The organism is uncultured Algibacter sp., assembly GCF_947490405.1.
Taxonomy (GTDB): Bacteria; Bacteroidota; Bacteroidia; order Flavobacteriales; family Flavobacteriaceae; genus Algibacter_B.
The window spans coordinates 124,970-143,569 of record NZ_CANLGU010000006.1; the positions used below are offsets into that span (position 1 = coordinate 124,970).

General features: G+C 31.5%; 17 protein-coding genes. 14 read left to right on the forward strand and 3 right to left on the reverse strand.

Features of this window, described 5'->3' with window-relative positions; genetic code table 11:
- Nucleotides 1-32 precede the first annotated feature (32 nt).
- A complete protein-coding gene (gene ettA / locus Q0772_RS13280; RefSeq protein WP_298345751.1) occupies nt 33-1,724 on the forward strand; it encodes an energy-dependent translational throttle protein EttA in 1,692 nt (563 codons plus the stop codon).
- Between the two features lie 392 nt (nt 1,725-2,116).
- Here ettA and Q0772_RS13285 read toward each other — a convergent pair whose 3' ends face one another.
- Nucleotides 2,117-2,359, reverse strand: coding sequence for a hypothetical protein (locus Q0772_RS13285; protein ID WP_298345754.1), 243 nt, complete (start codon nt 2,357-2,359; stop codon nt 2,117-2,119).
- Nucleotides 2,360-2,590: 231 nt separating this feature from the next.
- Here Q0772_RS13285 and Q0772_RS13290 point away from each other — a divergent pair, with 231 nt between their 5' ends.
- From Q0772_RS13290 to Q0772_RS13335, 10 genes are all read left to right on the forward strand, one after another.
- Nucleotides 2,591-3,934: a microtubule-binding protein gene (locus tag Q0772_RS13290; protein WP_298345757.1), complete on the forward strand. Its 1,344-nt coding sequence runs from the start codon at nt 2,591-2,593 to the stop codon at nt 3,932-3,934.
- Nucleotides 3,935-4,161: 227 nt separating this feature from the next.
- Complete coding sequence (locus Q0772_RS13295; protein WP_298345760.1) at nt 4,162-5,229, forward strand: hypothetical protein; 1,068 nt, start codon at nt 4,162-4,164, stop codon at nt 5,227-5,229.
- Nucleotides 5,219-5,749, forward strand: coding sequence for a hypothetical protein (locus tag Q0772_RS13300; protein ID WP_298345763.1), 531 nt, complete (start codon nt 5,219-5,221; stop codon nt 5,747-5,749). The genes Q0772_RS13295 and Q0772_RS13300 overlap by 11 nt, the downstream gene beginning before the upstream one ends.
- 45 nt (nt 5,750-5,794) lie before the next feature.
- Complete coding sequence (locus tag Q0772_RS13305) at nt 5,795-7,756, forward strand: AAA family ATPase (RefSeq protein WP_298345766.1); 1,962 nt, start codon at nt 5,795-5,797, stop codon at nt 7,754-7,756.
- Nucleotides 7,746-8,330 carry an NUDIX domain-containing protein gene (locus tag Q0772_RS13310; protein WP_298345769.1) on the forward strand — a complete coding sequence of 195 codons (585 nt, stop codon included), beginning with the start codon at nt 7,746-7,748 and terminating at the stop codon, nt 8,328-8,330. Before Q0772_RS13305 ends, Q0772_RS13310 begins: the two co-directional genes overlap by 11 nt.
- 1 nt (nt 8,331) lies before the next feature.
- The gene (locus tag Q0772_RS13315) at nt 8,332-9,567 is read left to right on the forward strand and encodes a DUF6638 family protein (protein WP_298345773.1); all 1,236 of its coding nucleotides are present in this window, start codon (nt 8,332-8,334) and stop codon (nt 9,565-9,567) included.
- 66 nt (nt 9,568-9,633) lie between these two features.
- Nucleotides 9,634-9,936: a GIY-YIG nuclease family protein gene (locus Q0772_RS13320; RefSeq protein ID WP_298345776.1), complete on the forward strand. Its 303-nt coding sequence runs from the start codon at nt 9,634-9,636 to the stop codon at nt 9,934-9,936.
- Between the two features lie 45 nt (nt 9,937-9,981).
- Entirely contained in the window at nt 9,982-10,497 is a 516-nt protein-coding gene (locus Q0772_RS13325) for a hypothetical protein (RefSeq protein WP_298345779.1), read from the forward strand.
- Between the two features lie 83 nt (nt 10,498-10,580).
- Nucleotides 10,581-12,278 carry a hypothetical protein gene (locus Q0772_RS13330; protein ID WP_298345783.1) on the forward strand — a complete coding sequence of 566 codons (1,698 nt, stop codon included), beginning with the start codon at nt 10,581-10,583 and terminating at the stop codon, nt 12,276-12,278.
- Between the two features lie 61 nt (nt 12,279-12,339).
- Complete coding sequence (locus tag Q0772_RS13335; RefSeq protein ID WP_298345786.1) at nt 12,340-12,834, forward strand: hypothetical protein; 495 nt, start codon at nt 12,340-12,342, stop codon at nt 12,832-12,834.
- Nucleotides 12,835-12,854: 20 nt separating this feature from the next.
- On the opposite strand, the gene Q0772_RS13340 is transcribed toward Q0772_RS13335, so the two are convergent.
- Nucleotides 12,855-13,805, reverse strand: coding sequence for a bifunctional helix-turn-helix transcriptional regulator/GNAT family N-acetyltransferase (locus Q0772_RS13340; protein ID WP_298345789.1), 951 nt, complete (start codon nt 13,803-13,805; stop codon nt 12,855-12,857).
- Nucleotides 13,806-14,336: 531 nt separating this feature from the next.
- Here Q0772_RS13340 and Q0772_RS13345 point away from each other — a divergent pair.
- Both Q0772_RS13345 and Q0772_RS13350 read left to right on the forward strand, forming a co-directional pair.
- On the forward strand, nt 14,337-15,215 hold the full coding sequence (locus Q0772_RS13345) for a chromosome partitioning protein ParA (RefSeq protein ID WP_298345792.1): 879 nt from the start codon (nt 14,337-14,339) through the stop codon (nt 15,213-15,215).
- A 312-nt stretch (nt 15,216-15,527) separates the two neighbouring features.
- Nucleotides 15,528-16,118, forward strand: a complete 591-nt coding sequence (locus tag Q0772_RS13350; RefSeq protein ID WP_298345795.1) for a Crp/Fnr family transcriptional regulator — start codon at nt 15,528-15,530, stop codon at nt 16,116-16,118.
- 211 nt (nt 16,119-16,329) lie between these two features.
- Here Q0772_RS13350 and fumC read toward each other — a convergent pair whose 3' ends face one another.
- Nucleotides 16,330-17,727: a class II fumarate hydratase gene (gene fumC / locus Q0772_RS13355; RefSeq protein WP_298345798.1), complete on the reverse strand. Its 1,398-nt coding sequence runs from the start codon at nt 17,725-17,727 to the stop codon at nt 16,330-16,332.
- Between the two features lie 174 nt (nt 17,728-17,901).
- On the opposite strand from fumC, the gene Q0772_RS13360 reads away from it, so the two are divergent.
- Entirely contained in the window at nt 17,902-18,543 is a 642-nt protein-coding gene (locus Q0772_RS13360; RefSeq protein WP_298345801.1) for a peroxiredoxin, read from the forward strand.
- Nucleotides 18,544-18,600 lie beyond the last annotated feature (57 nt).

The window sequence follows — 18,600 nt, forward strand, 5'->3', positions numbered from 1 at the left end:
TAATTAAAAGATTCAATAGATAAACATATAATATGAGCGACGATAAAAAGATAATCTTCTCAATGTCCGGTGTTACAAAAACATTTCAAAGTGCCAATACACCAGTTTTAAAAAATATTTACTTAAGTTTTTTTTACGGGGCTAAAATTGGAATTTTAGGTCTTAATGGTTCTGGTAAATCCACCTTATTAAAAATTATTGCTGGCGTAGATAAAAATTATCAAGGTGATGTGGTGTTTTCTCAAGATTACTCTGTAGGGTATTTAGAGCAAGAGCCACAACTTGATGAAGATAAAACGGTGATGGAAGTAGTACGAGAAGGTGCTGCTGAAACTGTGGCTATTCTTGATGAATATAATAATATTAACGACCAGTTTGGTTTAGAGGAAGTTTACAGCGACCCAGATAAGATGGAAAAGCTTATGAGCCGTCAAGCAGAATTACAAGATCAAATTGATGCGGCAAATGCTTGGGAGCTAGATACTAAGCTTGAAATTGCTATGGATGCTTTACGAACGCCTGATGGTGATAAGAAAATTGGCGTATTGTCTGGAGGTGAACGTCGTCGTGTAGCGTTGTGTCGCTTATTGTTAAAAGAACCAGATGTGCTATTATTAGATGAGCCTACCAACCATTTGGATGCAGAATCTGTACATTGGTTAGAGCATCATTTGGCACAATATAAAGGTACTGTAATTGCTGTAACGCACGATAGATACTTTTTAGATAATGTAGCAGGTTGGATTTTAGAATTGGATAGAGGGGAAGGTATTCCTTGGAAAGGGAATTATTCGTCATGGTTAGATCAAAAATCTAAGCGAATGGCTCAGGAAGGTAAAGCAGCATCTAAACGTCAAAAAACATTAGAGCGTGAGTTGGATTGGGTGCGTCAAGGTGCTAAAGGGCGACAAACCAAACAGAAAGCACGTTTAAAAAATTACGATAAGTTAATGAGTCAAGACCAAAAACAACTTGACGAAAAATTAGAAATATACATACCTAACGGCCCGCGTTTAGGTACCAATGTTATAGAAGCTAAGGGTGTGGCGAAGGGCTATGATGATAAATTGTTGTATGACGATTTAAACTTTAACCTACCACAAGCGGGTATTGTTGGTATTATTGGCCCAAACGGTGTTGGTAAAACCACTATTTTTAGAATGATAATGGGAGAAGAAACACCTGATAAAGGTGAGTTTGTTGTTGGCGACACTGCAAAATTAGCTTATGTAGATCAAAAACATTCTAATATAGATCCAGAGAAAACCATTTGGCAAAACTTTAGTGATGAGCAAGAATTGGTCATGATGGGTGGAAAAGAAGTAAATTCTAGAGCCTATTTAAGTCGATTTAACTTTTCCGGTGGAGAGCAAAACAAAAAAGTAAAATTACTTTCTGGTGGAGAGCGTAACCGTTTACATTTGGCTATGACGCTTAAAGAAGAAGGTAACGTATTGCTTTTAGATGAGCCTACAAATGATCTTGATGTAAATACGCTAAGAGCATTGGAAGAAGGTTTAGAAAACTTTGCAGGATGTGCCGTAGTAATTAGTCACGACCGTTGGTTCTTAGATAGAATATGTACACATATTTTAGCGTTTGAAGGCGATTCGCAAGTGTATTTCTTTGAAGGCAGTTTTTCGGATTACGAAGAAAACAAGAAAAAACGATTAGGTGGCGATTTGATGCCTAAACGAATTAAGTATAAGAAACTAGTAAGATAGATTAGTAATTAAAAAGCCTGCAATTGCAGGCTTTTTAATTACTAATCTATCTTAGAGATTCTAATTGTTTAATTCTTTTTTTTAATTTATAAGTATTGAACAGACTTATAGTTAATAAAAGCAAAAGGGTTAAAAATCCAACAGATAAGATACTAATCAGATTACCAAGATTTTTTTCGTTTTCTAAAGAATTTAAAACTTCAAGATTATTTTGAAATAATAATTTTGTGTGAATAAGAAGTGTTTTCATATTTATTGGGGTTGTTTATTTCTATAGATATATATCCAGAGCCTAACTTATAGTCAGAAAGGTTTATACTATTAATAGTTTTTTTATTAATGTTAAAATATGGGTTATAAAATTAAAAAAATAAATATCAAATTTTAATTGTTTAATTTCCTCCATACATATGCCCATCAGTAAAGTCTTGATAAGGCTTATCTTCTTCCTCAGCAATCTTAGTATTCATTGCATCTAAGCGTTCGTTTTCTTTTTTAAGTTTATAAGATTTTCGAATACCTAGTAACAATAAAATACCAAAAAAGATAGTAACAATAATGAGTACCGTTACAATATCTGATTGTTTTATTAAAGCAATGGTGTTAGGGTTAAAAAGAGAGTAATTTATTAGCATATTTAATGCATCAAAGATATTTGATTATAAACAAAGATAATGTATTCTTTCAAAACGTCTGAATTTTTTTATTAACTGTAACAATTTCTTAATTTACAATACATATGATTAGAGCATTGATTAACATATACAAAATTTTGAAAGTAAATACTCATTTACGTTTTAAAATTGAGATTTTTTAACGAAATTGCTTATCCATAAAATTGTTCAACTTAAAACCAAAAATATACAATGTCTGATGATTTTGATTTATTAGAAACTAATTCCAACGAAAAAACAGAGAAAGTAGATGTTAACTGGGGAAAAGCCATAGACACTATGAAATCTAAATTATCTCAAGAAGATGATCCTGAGGTACGTCAAAAAATATTAAATGCCACTTTGGATGATGTGGTTCATATGGCTGAGAAAGACAGAACAACGCTTTTAGATGCCATTAAAGACCTTACAGATTATCAGGATGAAGTAGGGATTATATTCGAAAAATTTTCTGCATTAAACCCTACCGAGCAAAAGGTAATAGACGATGCACAAAAAGCATTAGAGCGTGCTAAAATCGAATTAGAAGATGCACAGGCTAAACCAGATACTTGGTGGAATAACCTTTGGGGACGTAAAAGTAAAATTAAAAAAGCTGAAGATGCTTTAAAAACAGCTGAAAAAGTTAGAGCAGGAGCCGATAACAAGGCCAAAGCTATGTTTCAAGAGCGTATAGAAAGTGCCGATGTACAAACACTTTTAAGCGAATTATCATATAAATCTCAAGCAGCTGTTACACGTTTAAAAAACCGAGAGGTAGAGATTAAAGAAGTAGAAGAAAAGTTGAAAGATGCTATAGTTGAAGCTTCAAAAAACCACACAAAAGCTTTAGAGAAGAAAAAAGAAGTAGAAGCGAAGCTAGAAGAGCAATATGCTTTACTAAAACAAGCGCGCCAAGAGTTAGAAGATATTGCCGATAAACAATCTGCAGAATATGCAGAAGCTATTGGTAAGGTTACACAGCTAGAGCAAAAAGTTGAAGAACTTGAAGGTCTTAAAAATGCGTACACAACATTAGCTGCCAGTAAAGATAGTTTTGTTCATAAGCACAATTTAACTATTAAAGTATTAACGTCTTTACGTAGCAATCTTCAAACACATCGTGCTAAGTTAAAGTCTGATACAGAAGAGCGTCTTAAATATTATGATGGTTATGTAGTGGCATTAAAAGCCAGAACAGACCAAGAATTCGCTGCTATTTTAGAGCATTTAGGCGTAAAAACCGATGAGCATATTGGCGAAACGCTAGCATCTATGCATACCGCAAGTGCTAAAGCGCGTCAAGATATGATGGATAATATTCCAGTTCACGAGAAAGTAATGCAAGGCGTTTATAGTAGTTATGCTGAGGCTTTACAAGAAATTCGTGCAAAAGATGGTGAGATCCAAAAGAATTTTGCTGAGCGTTATGGTATCGATATGAAAGAAATTTTTGAAGACTATTACAATGCTGATGCCAACCAACCTTCAGGAGATGATGGTGAGCCAGAAGGAAAAACAAAACCAGAAGCAAACGACGACGATTTACTGTCTTAAAGAATATGTTATTCCCGCTTTATGACTACGTTCAAGATAAACTATGGCGGGAATCTTTTTCAAATATAACTTTAAGTTTAATCTAGGTTCTATCTGCGTTAAGGATTGAACGGCATGTTTGAGCTCCCCGACCTTAGGCGGGAGCGAGTAGTGAAAGCCCGACCCTTGTGGTAACGCCCGAATAAACTTTTTAAGTATTCATAAAAATTCGTGTTAAAAGAAAATTAATGTCAATAAACCACATCGTAACACCTTTAGATTCAGCTATACTCGATTCCAAAGCGCAATACGTTTTTTATCATAAAATGGTAGATTTTGCTTTTAAAGAATTGATTGTAGCCGTTCAAAGAGAAAAAATATGTAATGATATTGAGGTGCAATTGTTTAAGCAATATTGCGATTTGTTATTGTATTCCGTTGAAGCCATGCGTGTTAAGTACATGTATGATGATGAGGATAATATGAAAGTGGATTTGACAGATTCTGGATTTCCAAATTATTTAGAATTCCGTTACCTGTTTAACGATTTAGAATTGCGTGATGAATATCTAGAAAGATTAACGCCTATAGCAACACTTAAAGAGGAGTTTTTAGATACGCTTTTACGTAAAAAAGAACCTGTAAAAAAAAGCAAACTGTTTCAAGCTTCTTCGATTGTATATTATACATCTGTAAATAAACAATATATTTTTAATCGTTTTGTACAAGGTAAAATTCTTAGTGCTCCAGAACATGCGGAAGCAGATTTAGTTACAAGTTGGAGTTTTTACGATGTGTCTCATAACCGTCCGTTTATTTGCTTCATGTATTTTAATTATGATGGCAACAAAATACTTGATTATAGAGAAGAGATTTATAATGTTTTAAAAACGGTTGCAGACAGAGATATGTCTTTGGATACTTTGGCATACACTATAGACAGGAAGCTTCCTAAAATATCTCCAAAACTTTTAAAACGTATAGATTTAGGTCCATTGCATAATGTTTTCGCCAAAGATGAGCACCTAGTAACACACACTATTTTAGAGAGTATTAGTAAAAAGCAAATCCCTATAGAGTCTTATGCGCTTTCTCTTAGCGTAGATGAAGTACAATCGAAAAGTGAATTTAAAGATGGTGGCTTTTTTAATAAGCAAGTTTTACAAAAATGGGATGATGTTTTTAAACAAAAATACGTTTTAGCACCGCATCGTATTATTCAATTATTATATAACAAAACACCTGAAATGATGAATGAGCTGGCAAAATCACCTATTGAAATTGCAGGTTTGAAAATAGAAAAAAATGAAATTTAAAATTAAGATTCTTTTTGTATTAGTTCTAGTTGTTTCATGTAAAAGTGATGATGATGCAACTTCTACAACAAGTAATAATGAGTCAACACGTATTGATTTAGTTACGGGAATGTATGCTAGAGCTTCAGAATTTGGTCCTTCAATTGTATTAGGAAACCCAAATATATTGGATGATAAAATTTTTGTTTACCCAAATCCAGCTATAGGAAGTGTTGTTGTAAGAAGTAATGCAGAAGCTTTTTCTGATGTATGGCTGGTAAAAGCTAACCCTCTAAAAAAGTTTCAAGACGAAGATTTTTCAAAAATTTTTAATACTAGTTTATATAGTTTTTCTGAAATTTCATCACAAGCAGAACTAAGTTTTTTAGATATCGCAGGTACAAATTTATCTATTAATTTAGAAAATTTAAGTTCTGGTTATTACAAAGTTTTTGCAAGAATTAATGATGAAATATTTTGGACAAATATATATGTTGGTAATGATAAGAATATAGATACATTGATAAACTTCTGGAACTAAAATAATTGAATTCTGCACACAAAATAAGTCTGAAAAACAAGTAATATGGAACACAACTCAACTTTTCCTATAAAATTAACTGAACTTGATATGCTTCGCGATGAAGCTTCCTCATACCTTAAAAGTATACAATGGGAGCAAGGATCTCGTGCAAAAAACAGAGATAAAGATGCCAAAGATGAATCGATATTACTGTACTTGTCAAGAGCAAATAATGGCAGTTCTGTTAGTGTAACTTCGGTTTCAAAAACCATTTTAGGTTTAAAAAAGAGGTTATTGCCAGATTCTGTAGCGCTTCCTATTTATTTGAATCAAACTTTATACGCGGTTCAGGAGGGTATTACACTAGGTATATGGATAAAAGATAGTTATTACGATGCGTCAGGATTATCTAGTTTAAATGAAAATAAATCAGCTTTAGATAGTAACGGAAAACGAGAATTTGAAAGCAAAATGCTCACCGCCACGGCGTTTATGTTATTTGCTCAAGCCTATAAAATATTACACGATTTAAAACCGCATGCGTCAGATGATTTAAGTGTGATGAAACAGAAATTTGCTGGTATTCCTGAAGTGTCTTTAATGTCGCCTATAAAAGGTATTTCCTGTAGTTTATTTTATTATGACAAGTATTTAGATCATCCAGAAATCATAAAGTCTGATAAAGATGTTATCGATTTCACGGTAGTGTATTTCGAGGCTTTAATTGATGAAATTCAGTTACGAAAAAGTAGTTTAGAATACACTGAAACTATTGAAGATAGAACGTATAAGTTAGAAAAATCGGAGTTTGCAGTTTCGGGTTGGAATAATGTATTTCAAGGTACCGCAAAAAGTGTAGAATTTAATAAAATACAGTTTGAACAAATTGTAGGTAACCGAGATGCAAAGCATTTTGCACGACGTTTAACAGAGCGTATGTTAAGCTACGATTTTACGGCTAAGAAAAACCCGTTTCAAGAGTTAGGTGGTTTTATGCCTGTGTTTATGGGCTATGGCATTCCGGGAACAGGAAAAAGTATGTTAATTGCAGCCATTGCTACACGGTTAAAGGAGCATTGTGATACGTTGGATATTCCGTTTTTATTCCACCCAATGCCAGATACCTTGATTTCCACTTTCCAAGGTGGTTCAGCTGAAAAAATGGTAGCGTGGATGAAACCTATGCAAGACCCTTCAAAATTAATTTTCGCACCTATTGATGATGCCGAAAATAATTTACAAGAACGAACTGCTCAAGGTGTTTCGGCTGGCGTGAAAGAAGTTATTGGTGTGTTTTTAAGATATACTGAAGGCGCTTATGCAGTTAACTATGGTAATAGTTCTATAGGTTTATTTACAAACTTGCCAGAAATGCTAGATAAAGCAGTTATTTCTCGTGTTCAAGGTCGTTTTAAAATTGATGGAGCAAGAACAGAACATGATTTCCTAGATCAAGATCATTTATGGTGGCGAAAATTAGATGACACCATGCCAGATTTTGTAAATATGCAAGGGCCAGAAAATTATAGTTATCTGCAAGATCAAGGGTTAGCAAAAAATATGGGAGATATTTTGAGTAATGTTGATAAACCTACTGAAGCTCGTGTTCATAAGGTTTATGATAGTGTAGAAAAACATTTTAAAACCAATCAACATTTATTTTATGCAAACTTGTATAAAGAAATGCAAGCAGTATTTCCGTTCTTTTCATCTCGTGATGTGCGTAATATTCAATCAGCTATTTCATTGCGATTAACCGATTTTGATTTGGAAGAAGATTGGTTCGAAAATCCAGAAATCTATTTTAAACAAGATTATGATACTAAGTTTAATATGCTTCAAGAATTGATGCGAGGCAATATGAAAGGCTTAGATTTTTCTGAGATTAGAAGACAAGAAGTCGTGCGTTATTTAGATAATGTAGCAACTATTGCTGATACTGATTTTAAACGAAAAGTAGATGCTAGAGTGAATCAGTTACATATTGAAACTGAAGCAAGAAAAACGTTTGGTAATGAAAAATAAGCAGATTAAAAATATAAATAAGAAGCTGCTTTCAGACAACTATTATATTCTCAATAGAGTCAATTTTGATTATTTGATGCCTAATGGCAAATGGGTAAACCAAATGCGTGAGGTTTATGATAGAGGAGATGGTGCAGGAATTCTTCTTTATAATAAGGAAAAACAAACTGTAATTTTAACAAAGCAATTTAGAATGCCAACCTATTTGAATGATAATAAAGATGGTATGTTGGTTGAAGTTGCCGCAGGCATGTTGGATAAAGATAACCCTGAAGCTTGTATAATTAGAGAAACTGAAGAAGAAGTTGGATATCGTTTAAAATCAGTTAAAAAGATTTATGAAGCCTATTCTTCTCCTGGAGTGATGACTGAGAAAATGCATTTTTTTATTGGTGAATACACCGATGATATGAAAGTGAATGAAGGTGGTGGTTTAGATAATGAAGGTGAGGATATTGAGGTATTGGAAATTCCTTTTAAAGAAGCTATTAAAATGTTGAATAATGGAGAAATTGTAGATACAAGAACCATTGTATTGTTGCAGTATGCTATAATTCATAAGTTATTAGATTAATATGGACAAACTAAAACAAGCCAAATTATATAGAAGTGAACTTATTCCCGTTAGCGGGAAACTTGTAGAGCGTTATAACAAATGCTTGGTTAAACTTGGTTTTACAGAAACTAAGCTTAAGACTTTTCATATTGATGGTATGGGGTGGAGTCCGGAAATCGCTGAAGAAAAAGACGATAATAGTTATCTAAATAACGGAGAAGCAAATCCACATGGCATTATAATTTCACCACTTCAAAAAGGGAAACCTGTGTATTTGCCGTTTCATACGTTTGATAGAGATATCATGAAATTTGTCTTTAAAATTCATGGTGAAAAAATTAAAGATATCACAAGAGATTGTGCAATTTGTTTGGATTTCGATCAAGGCGTTGATGCGTTTTATGAGCCGCTGGATGTTTTGAAATATGATAAGATAACCATCAACTTTCACTTGATTGATAGATTATGGTATATTCAAAAAGAGCAATTACAGCTTGTAGAAAGATTCAATACTGGTAATAATTTTATAGATGAAAATTTACATCAAGAGCTTTTAGCTTTAGCAAAGGCTTATGGAGATTTACGTGAACGTGATTTGGACTTGCACCAATTACAATTTGCAACAGATTCATTTTATACAAGAGCTTTTGGAGGTGTTTATGTATTACGAGATTTTATAAAACCCATAATCGTTTTTGAAGATGAAACTTGGCATAAAGAAGCTATAAAAGATACAAACCATGATGTGTTGATATATCATATTGAGCAGCCTGAGCTTATGGATAAACTCAGAGACCATGTTATTATTGAGTATGATTTAGAAAAAGTAGTTGAAACCAAACGCTATCAGCGTATCAAGAAATTTGAAATGGTTCAGCATCTTAAAAAGTCTCAACATCCAATAAAAGATATTTTAAATGACCCAATTTTGTTTAAAAGTTATTTAAATAAACTAGATATTAAAGCTAGAAAAAAAGTTATGAGTGTTGAGCGCTATCTAGAAAAATTAGAAACGAGCAATCAATTTAAAATAGCTGATATTGTTGATGAAAAACTTTTTGAGGCCTTACATCAACCGCATTCTTCATTAGATGCTAAACATCAAGATCTAATCTGGAAGTTACTCGTTAATATTTCAGAAAAAGACGTTTTATATTGGTATTGGTATGATAAAGAAGCGTTTTATAACAGTTTTAAAACTTGGGATGATTCGTTTAAGGAATGGGCAATAGAAACGATTAGTAACAATATTTAATGATTATTGACTAATTTTATTGAAACGTTTTGTCATTCCGCACTTGATGCGGAATCCAAATAAAGCATGATAGGGAATTATCATCAATACTATGTCTATATTTTATCAAATATGGAAAACGGAACTTTATATATTGGTGTAAAAAATGATTTGGAAAGACGAATGTTTGAGCATAAACGTAAAATGGCAGCAGGTTTTACCTCAAAATATGGTTTGGGTAAATTGATGTATTTTGAACAATTTCAATATATTGATGATGCTATTAAGAGAGAAAAACAGTTAAAGAACTGGAATCGAGAATGGAAAATAGATTTAATTGAAGAAGAGAATAAGAATTGGAATGATTTGTCTTCGGATTGGATATATTAATGGATTCCGCATCAAGTGCGGAATGACAAGTAATACATAAAAATTATGACACTAGAACTCATTGTATTTATTGGCGCTATACTTTTTGGAATCTTTTTATATTGGAGAGAATCCAAAGGAAACGGACTTTATAGGTTTTTTAATAAAATTATAAATTCGAAAGAACTTCAAATGAAACCTGAAGACAAAACAGGTTTTGTATATCAGCAAACATTTTTATTACGATTGGTTTTTATTGGGTTTCTGTTTTTAATCGGAATAGTAGTAACACGTTTTTTAATTCCTATTGATATTGCGACTATATCCATTTTTGCTTCTATGATTGTTGGAACGATAGCTGGAACTTATTTAGCAAATTTTATTTTTAAATCTAGTGAGGTCATCGAAGAAAAAAGCGACTCCATTGAAGATATGGTTCAAGATACTATTGAAAAGGGAAAAGACTTTATAGAAGACTTAAAAACGAAAGATGCAGAAGAAGTTGTTGAAGAAATTAATGAAAAACCAAAAGTAGAGGAAAAGAGTGCAAGAGAGCGCTTGAAGGATAAAGGGTTGTTGTAACTGTCACTCCTGTGAAAGCAGGAATCCATTAAATATTTAAGTTAAACTAATAAAATTCCTGCTTTTCAGGAATGACAAAAATTATGATAAAAACATACTGGAATAAAGGAAAGAAGCAAAAAGCAATAACTATTATCGTTTCATTCATTCTACTTATAGCATTATTTGTTTTACGTGATGATTATCAACCAGCGTTGTTATTTGTAAGAAAATTTATTTTCATAATCTTACTAAGTAGTATTGTATTATTTTTAGGTTTAAGAAAATTCAGAAAGTCGGCAAGCACAGGAGGTCGATTAGGGATTTTAGCATTATTAGTGATATTCTTTGGGATTTTATATGTAGTTGGTTGGCATTTTAAAATGTATGATTACATGAAAACGTACAATGTGTTTAACCATCTAAACAAAGTTGAAATTGGTGAATTACCTTTAACTCAAAATGAACGTATTCAGCCTTTAAGAAACGTTTTTTCTATGGCCAATGAAAGTGTAGGTGAGACTAAAGATGTATCATTACCACACTTAGTTAGGATAGGTGACGAGAATAAATGGACTATGGCCATTCAACCAACAGAAAAGTATATGTGGCAAGGTATGACTGATAATACAGAAGAAGTTTTTGCTGTATCAAGTACAACGCCTTTTCCAAGGTTTTCAAGCGAAAATAGAATTCCTGTGACGTTTTCAATTGGTGAATCCTTAAAATTTAGTAGAAACACTTATAATGCTGTAGTACAGCGTTTCAATTTTTTCCAACTATTCACAATGGAACCAAGTGACACGTATTATATGAAAAACGATTCAGGACAATGGGTTCAAGTAGTGAGTTTAATAAAATGGAAAGGTTTTTTATTTCCATACCCAACCTTTGGAGGTGTTATGGTTATTGATAATGGTGAACATGATTTTAATGATTATATAGAGCGTATCTTAATAGGAAAAGGAACTTATGTTAGTCCTGAGAATATGAAAAACCATAAGTATTTAACAAGACAAAATACTTTAGCTGAAAAAGTATCAAGATTACAAGCAGAGTCCTTAAAATTCTTAGGTGGGTTTAGTGATCCATTACCTTGGAACATGGAAACTGCTGTGAAAATCCCTGAAATGCCAAAAGACCAGAATCAACAACCTTATGTTACAGATTTTGATTTTTCAGGTACAGAAACAGGTGCTTTTAGTGGCTTATACCACTGGTTTGGTTTAGAGCCGGTAGGAGACGAACGTACTAGTTTAAGCTTTAGTGTTTTTGTTCCTGCTGATGGTACTGATAAATTATATTATTATAATCATGCTGCTAAAAAACAAGGGTATGCTGGTGTTTCGGCAATGCCTTTAAAAGTAAAAGAATCGAGAAAAGAATATGATTGGACAGCCAATACACCAGTTGAATTTAGACCATACATAAAGGATATTGCAGGCAAAAAGCGTATGTTTTTTATGGGAACCGTATCTTCAATAAGTGATACCGATTCAAAACAATTTGATGGTTCTGCAACACCAGACTTAGTACTTATTGATAGTGAATATAGAGATGTGGTTTGGATTGATGTGAAACACCCAAGCCAATGGAATAAAACTGTTTATGACCAGTTAAATGAAGCATGGCGTTCTAGTGAAAAGATTGGTTATTATTTTGTTGAAGAAACTAAAGAAATTGATATTGCTCAAAAAGTTGTTGATTCAATAAACGCAATGCCACAAGTAGATAAGAAATCTGAAGAAATTGAGAGATTACAGAAGCAAATTGATTCTTTGAAGGCTTTGAATAATCAGTGATTATCTGCTATTTCATGTAACATTTTTTTGATATTTATGACATATAATATAAAGGTAAGTCATGGGTGGTTACATAGGTTTTGGGTTGCAAAAATGGATTTATTCTAGAAATCCTAGAAAGAAGATGTTCGAAAAAGAAAGACCATCTTCATTTACTTCCCTGCCAAAATATTCAAGAGGTTTTAAGCTACAAACTAGTATTATTGAAAATAAAAAGTTGATGGGTTTACTAACTGTTTTGATAACAATTTGCTTTTTAGTGGTTATAAATCTAACCTATAATAAATTCAATAATTATTCAAATGAGTATAATAAAAAAATGAGTGCATATCATAACTATAAAAATGATAAAGCATTCAATTTTTTAATGGATTCTGGTAAATACCTATTGGAAAGTAATAAAATGTTAGAAGCTTATTCTGAATTTAAATTAGCTTATAATATTCGCCCTAATGATAAAGAACTAAATCAGTTAATGATAGAAACTCTAATAGCACTTTGTGATGAAAAACTTAGATATTGTGATGAATTAGATTCTATGATATCAAACTTTTAACTCTAATTTTTATGAATTAACTAAAACACCAACTCCATCTTAATATTACTACGTTTGTAGGGACTATTTGGTTCTACTGGGACTTCAATAAAGCCATATTTTCTGTATATATAAATGGCGTTTTCTAATTTTCGGTTAGAGTAGAGAATAAGCTTTGGTAAACCCATCAATTTTGCATAATCTATACAAAACTGCATAAGTTTTTGTCCTATTTTATGTCCACGATGTTTAGGAGATACTGCCATTTTAGTGAGTTCATAATGCCCATCATTACCTATAGGCATCAAAGCTACAGTGCCAACAATGTCCTTTTCTAATTGTGCAAAAAAAATATGTCCCCCTTTATTAATAATATACTTTTCTGGGTTACTTAAAACCTCTTCATCATAGGGTTCAACATAAAAATAGGTTTTTAACCATTCAACATTCAAATTATAAAAGTGTTGCGAAAAATCATTTTTATATGAAACAATATTTATATCTCGAGTTACTCTCGTTTTTACGTCTTCAATAACAGTATTACTAAAGCTTTTTTCATTCAGCTTATTTTCAAGAGTGTTAAGGTGTTTTATTAGAGAAGACGATTGTTCTAATGTATATTCCTTTATAATCTTATCAATACTTTTCCAAATGGGTTTTAATTGCGTTAGTGTTTTTTTACCCTTTTCAGATAAGTGAATTATTTTTTTTCTTTTGTCTAATTTATCATTCTTTAAATTTATCAAACCTTTTTTATTCAGTTTATTTAAAGCTTGTGTAATTGCTGGTTGTGTATATTTTAGTGAATTCTGAATTTCAGAATTAGTAACCCCATTTTTATTTGATATTATTTTATATATAGGAAATAAATAAGGATCAAAATTTATATTAAAATGATTGTAAACCAATAGTGTTTCTTTCATTAGATACTCACTAACACGTTTTAATCGAGAACCTAAACCTAATTCACCATAACCTTTTAAAGCATCCATATTAATAATTATATAAGTACTTATGTAAAAGTAGGTGTTTTTCTAATTAACTAAAAATTATATTTGGATATTTTATGATTTTATAAAGAAATGGGAGTAAATTTATTAAGTAGTCATAACTATTTTTTATTGATTCTAACATTATAATGCATAAAACTAAAGTTTAAATATTGGTTGTTTTTTGTATTTAACAAAATTTTAAATGTATTGATTAAAACCTTTTATATTCATAGTTTTCTTTGATTTTAAAAGGTGTAGATGCCTTTTGAAAAGCCTAAAATAATGTGCATAACATCCAAACTTTTAAGTTGTTCGTATATGTTATAAATGCTAATTAATATTTGATATGTTGATATAATCTGGATGAGCCAGAGCAATTGTTTAAAAATTTATTAAACGTGTTTTAATTAAATGAAACCTGTTTATTCATAAAAAATAAATAAATTGTGAAAATTGATATTAAATGATTATTTACAGCATTTAGAGAAGAAACAAAATTAGATTAACCTTAAACAATTAAAACAAGTAATTATGGAAAACAATAAGAGTAACACAGGGCTTAAAGTTGGACTTGGTATTGCACTAGTTTTATTTTTAGCTACAGGATTCTATACAATGAATTTATACAACAGTAGCAAAAAAGTGCAAAATGAGCTAACAGAAGAGAAGCAATTAGTAATGAATGATTTAAACGCTATGGCAAAGCAATATGATGATGCTATAGGAGAAAATGAGGTTGCTAATGCTAACTTGATAGAAGCAAGAGGTCGTATTCAAGGATTAATTGATTCTTTAAAAATCTCTGAAACTAATGTAAAGAGTTTATGGAGATATAAAAGAAAATACCAATCTTTACAGAAAGAAATGGATGTGTTATTGGCTCAAAATGACTCATTACGAGTTGAAAACTCTTATTTGGCAACATCATTAGACAGTACTCGTGTACGTTTGGAAGAGCGCACTGTTTTTACAGATTCTTTACTAGTTCAAAACAATGCTTTAGCTGAAGTTGTTGAAAATGCAGCGGTATTAAATACAGTAGGATTAAAAGGATTTGGAGTTATTGAACGAACTTCAGGGAAGCTAATCCCTACTGAAAGAGCTAAAAGAGCTGATAAAATTAGAGTTTGTTTTACAGTGGCTAAAAATACTTTAGTACAAGCTGGAGATCAAGAATTGTATGTACAAGTTATTGATCCAAAGAACAATACTTTAGGTTTAAACGAACAAGTTGCTTTTGATGAGAAAACACTAAACTATAGTACAATAAGTAAGTTTAACTATGAAAATTCTAGTTTGAATGTATGTGAGTTTGTAACTTCAAAGAACGAATTTGAAAAAGGACGTTATATAGTTAATGTATTTAATGCAAAAAATTTAGTATCTAGTTCAGAATTTACTTTAAAGTAAGCATAGTTTACATATCACTTAAGGTAAAAAACCTCAAACGTAATGTTTGAGGTTTTTTTTATTTAATAATATTACTTAGGAAGACTATGTTTTTAGATGGATTTATATTAAATGATAGTATTTCAATTAACAGGTAAACAATTTTATATGCTAATTATAGATTAATTAATGGATTATTTCTAAAACATATTATTTTTATCTAATACTCAAGCCATTAACTTTTTAAAGAGACTATAACCAACCTGTCTTTTTAATAACAAAACCATTTATGTTACCAACCACAAATGGAGATGTTTTTAAAATGTAAATAGTATGAACCCTAACTTAATATTTCTAAACTCGTTTTTAGATGTGTCTGAAGAAACATTTTCTAAACTTACGGGAATAGCAACTTACAAAAAGCTTCGAGCTGGTGAGTTAATTGCCAGACCTGGCGAAATACCTAGTAAAATATATATGCTTACTACTGGAATGATGAGAGCATATTTAAGTACCGAAAACGGAAAAGAGTTTAATAAGAATTTTTTTATGCCTTTTAGTTTCGTTGGTGCTCTTACAGCTTTAATACAAAATCAACCTTCTAAACTTACATATGAAGCGCTTACTGAATGTAGTGTCTATGAAGTAAATTTTCATGATATTGAACAATTATGTAAGGAGGATATAACTATTAGTAACCTGTATAATAGAATCCTTGAGCACGTTTATATACGATATGAAGAGCGTCAGTTAGAACTCATATCTTTGGATGCAAAGGACAGATATCTAGCACTTCGTAAAAAAATTCCAAAAATAGACGAACTTATTCCTCAATATCAAATAGCATCTTATTTGAGTATCACTCCGGTTCAGCTAAGTAGAATCAGAAGAAAAATCAAAAAGGATGATAAAAAAGGTAAATGAAACGTTGCTAAAATCGAGTTGTAATTTAAATTAAAATTGTTTTTTACACCTAATTTAACAAATGTTAATATCAAAACGTGGAGTTAGTTATATATTTGACTCGATTTCCTTTATGGATTACAATTTACAAAGGATTGATAGCTAACCAACCAAAAAGACAGGTAAAATTATTTACCTGTCTTTTTTTATTATAATATAGTTTTTTGAGTTTTTATTTAAGACTTCCTACCATGTCTTCAGGCTTTACCCAAGCATCATAATCTTCAGATGTTACATAACCTAAATTTATGGCTTCCTCTTTTAAAGTTGTACCATTTTTATGTGCTGTATTGGCAATTTCAGCAGCTTTATAGTAACCAATTTTGGTATTTAGAGCTGTTACTAACATCAAAGAGTTGTTTAATAATTTTTTGATAGTTTCATGGTTAGGTTCAATACCTATAGCACAATTTTCTTCAAAACTTAAACAAGCATCTCCAATTAACTGAGCAGATTGTAATACATTGGCAGCCATAACAGGCTTAAAAACATTCAATTCATAATGCCCTTGTAATCCACCTACGGAAACTGCTACATCATTACCCATGACTTGAGCACAGACCATAGTTAAGGCTTCACACTGCGTTGGATTAACTTTTCCTGGCATAATTGAACTTCCTGGTTCGTTTGCAGGAATAATAATTTCACCAATTCCAGAACGCGGTCCAGAGGCCATCAATCTAATGTCATTGGCTATTTTATTTAGGGATACGGCTAATTGCTTTAAGGCACCATGGGTTTCAACTAAAGCATCATGAGCAGCTAAAGCTTCAAATTTATTGGGAGCAGTTACAAAAGGTAATCCTGTAAATTCAGCAATGTATTCTGCAACTCTCTTACTGTATCCTTTAGGCGTGTTTAATCCTGTTCCAACTGCCGTTCCTCCTAATGCCAATTCACTTAAATGCGATAATGTGTTTTCTAAAGCTTTTAAACCATGGTCTAATTGAGCAACGTAACCAGATAATTCTTGTCCTAGAGTAATTGGAGTAGCATCCATTAAATGTGTTCTCCCTATTTTAACGACATTTTTAAATGCTTTTGATTTTTCATTGAGTGTATCTCGTAATTTTTTTACCCCAGGAATAGTTGTTTCTACTACTTTCTTGTATGCGGCAATATGCATTCCAGTGGGAAAGGTATCATTTGATGATTGTGATTTGTTTACATCATCATTAGGCTGAATGGTTTTTTCACCTTCACCAATAGTTTTTCCTGCTATTTGATGCGCTCTATTAGCAATAACTTCGTTTACATTCATATTGCTCTGTGTTCCTGAACCTGTTTGCCAGATAACTAAAGGAAATTGATTGTCATGCTTTCCTTCTAAAATTTCATCACATACTTTAGCTATTAAATCACGTTTTTCTGGAGCTAATACACCTAATTCACAGTTTGTATAAGCTGCAGCTTTTTTTAAGTATGCAAAACCATAAACAATTTCTAAAGGCATTGATGCAGTAGGTCCAATTTTAAAGTTATTCCTTGAGCGTTCAGTTTGTGCTCCCCAAAGTTTATCTGCGGGTACTTTTACCTCGCCCATAGTATCTTTTTCAATTCTGTGACTCATCTTGATAGTGCTTAAATTTTAATTTGCTAAGGTAATTCATTTCGGCTTTTTTTAATTATGATTTTTGTTAGTTTTTTACAATATCTTTTTAACATTTAAATAACTGTAATAATTATTTAAATCTATTAATTTAGTGGGGTTAATAAAAGTTACAAACACATTAAAAATAATATTATGGCGACAATTAGGCTAGGGAATCAAGCTCCAAATTTTACTGCAGAGTCCACTGAAGGGACAATTAATTTTCATGAATGGTTAGGAGATAGTTGGGGGATTTTGTTTTCTCATCCAGCAGATTATACTCCAGTTTGCACAACAGAATTAGGTACTGTTGCTAAATACAAAGATGAATTTGATAAACGTAATGTAAAAGTAGTTGCATTAAGTGTTGATGGATTAGATTCCCATAATGGTTGGATAAAAGATATTAATGAAACTCAAAATACAACAGTGAATTTTCCGATAATAGCTGATGAGGATAGACATGTTTCTGAATTGTATGATATGATTCATCCTAATGCTGATAGCAAGTTAACAGTGCGTTCTGTTTTTGTAATTGATGATAATAAAAAAGTAAAACTTATTATTACATATCCAGCATCAACTGGTAGGAATTTTAATGAGTTACTTCGTGTTATTGATTCTTTACAATTAACGGCTTATCATAAAGTAGCGACACCAGCAAACTGGAATAATGGTGACGATTGTGTAGTAGTTCCTGCTGTAGCCACTAAAGATATACCAAATATTTTTCCGAAAGGGTATAAGGAGGTTAAGCCTTATTTGCGTATGACACCACAACCAAATTTGGACTAGTTAAAAAGTCTGTTAATAATTTTACTTTTGGTATTGTGTAGAAATACACTTTGCATT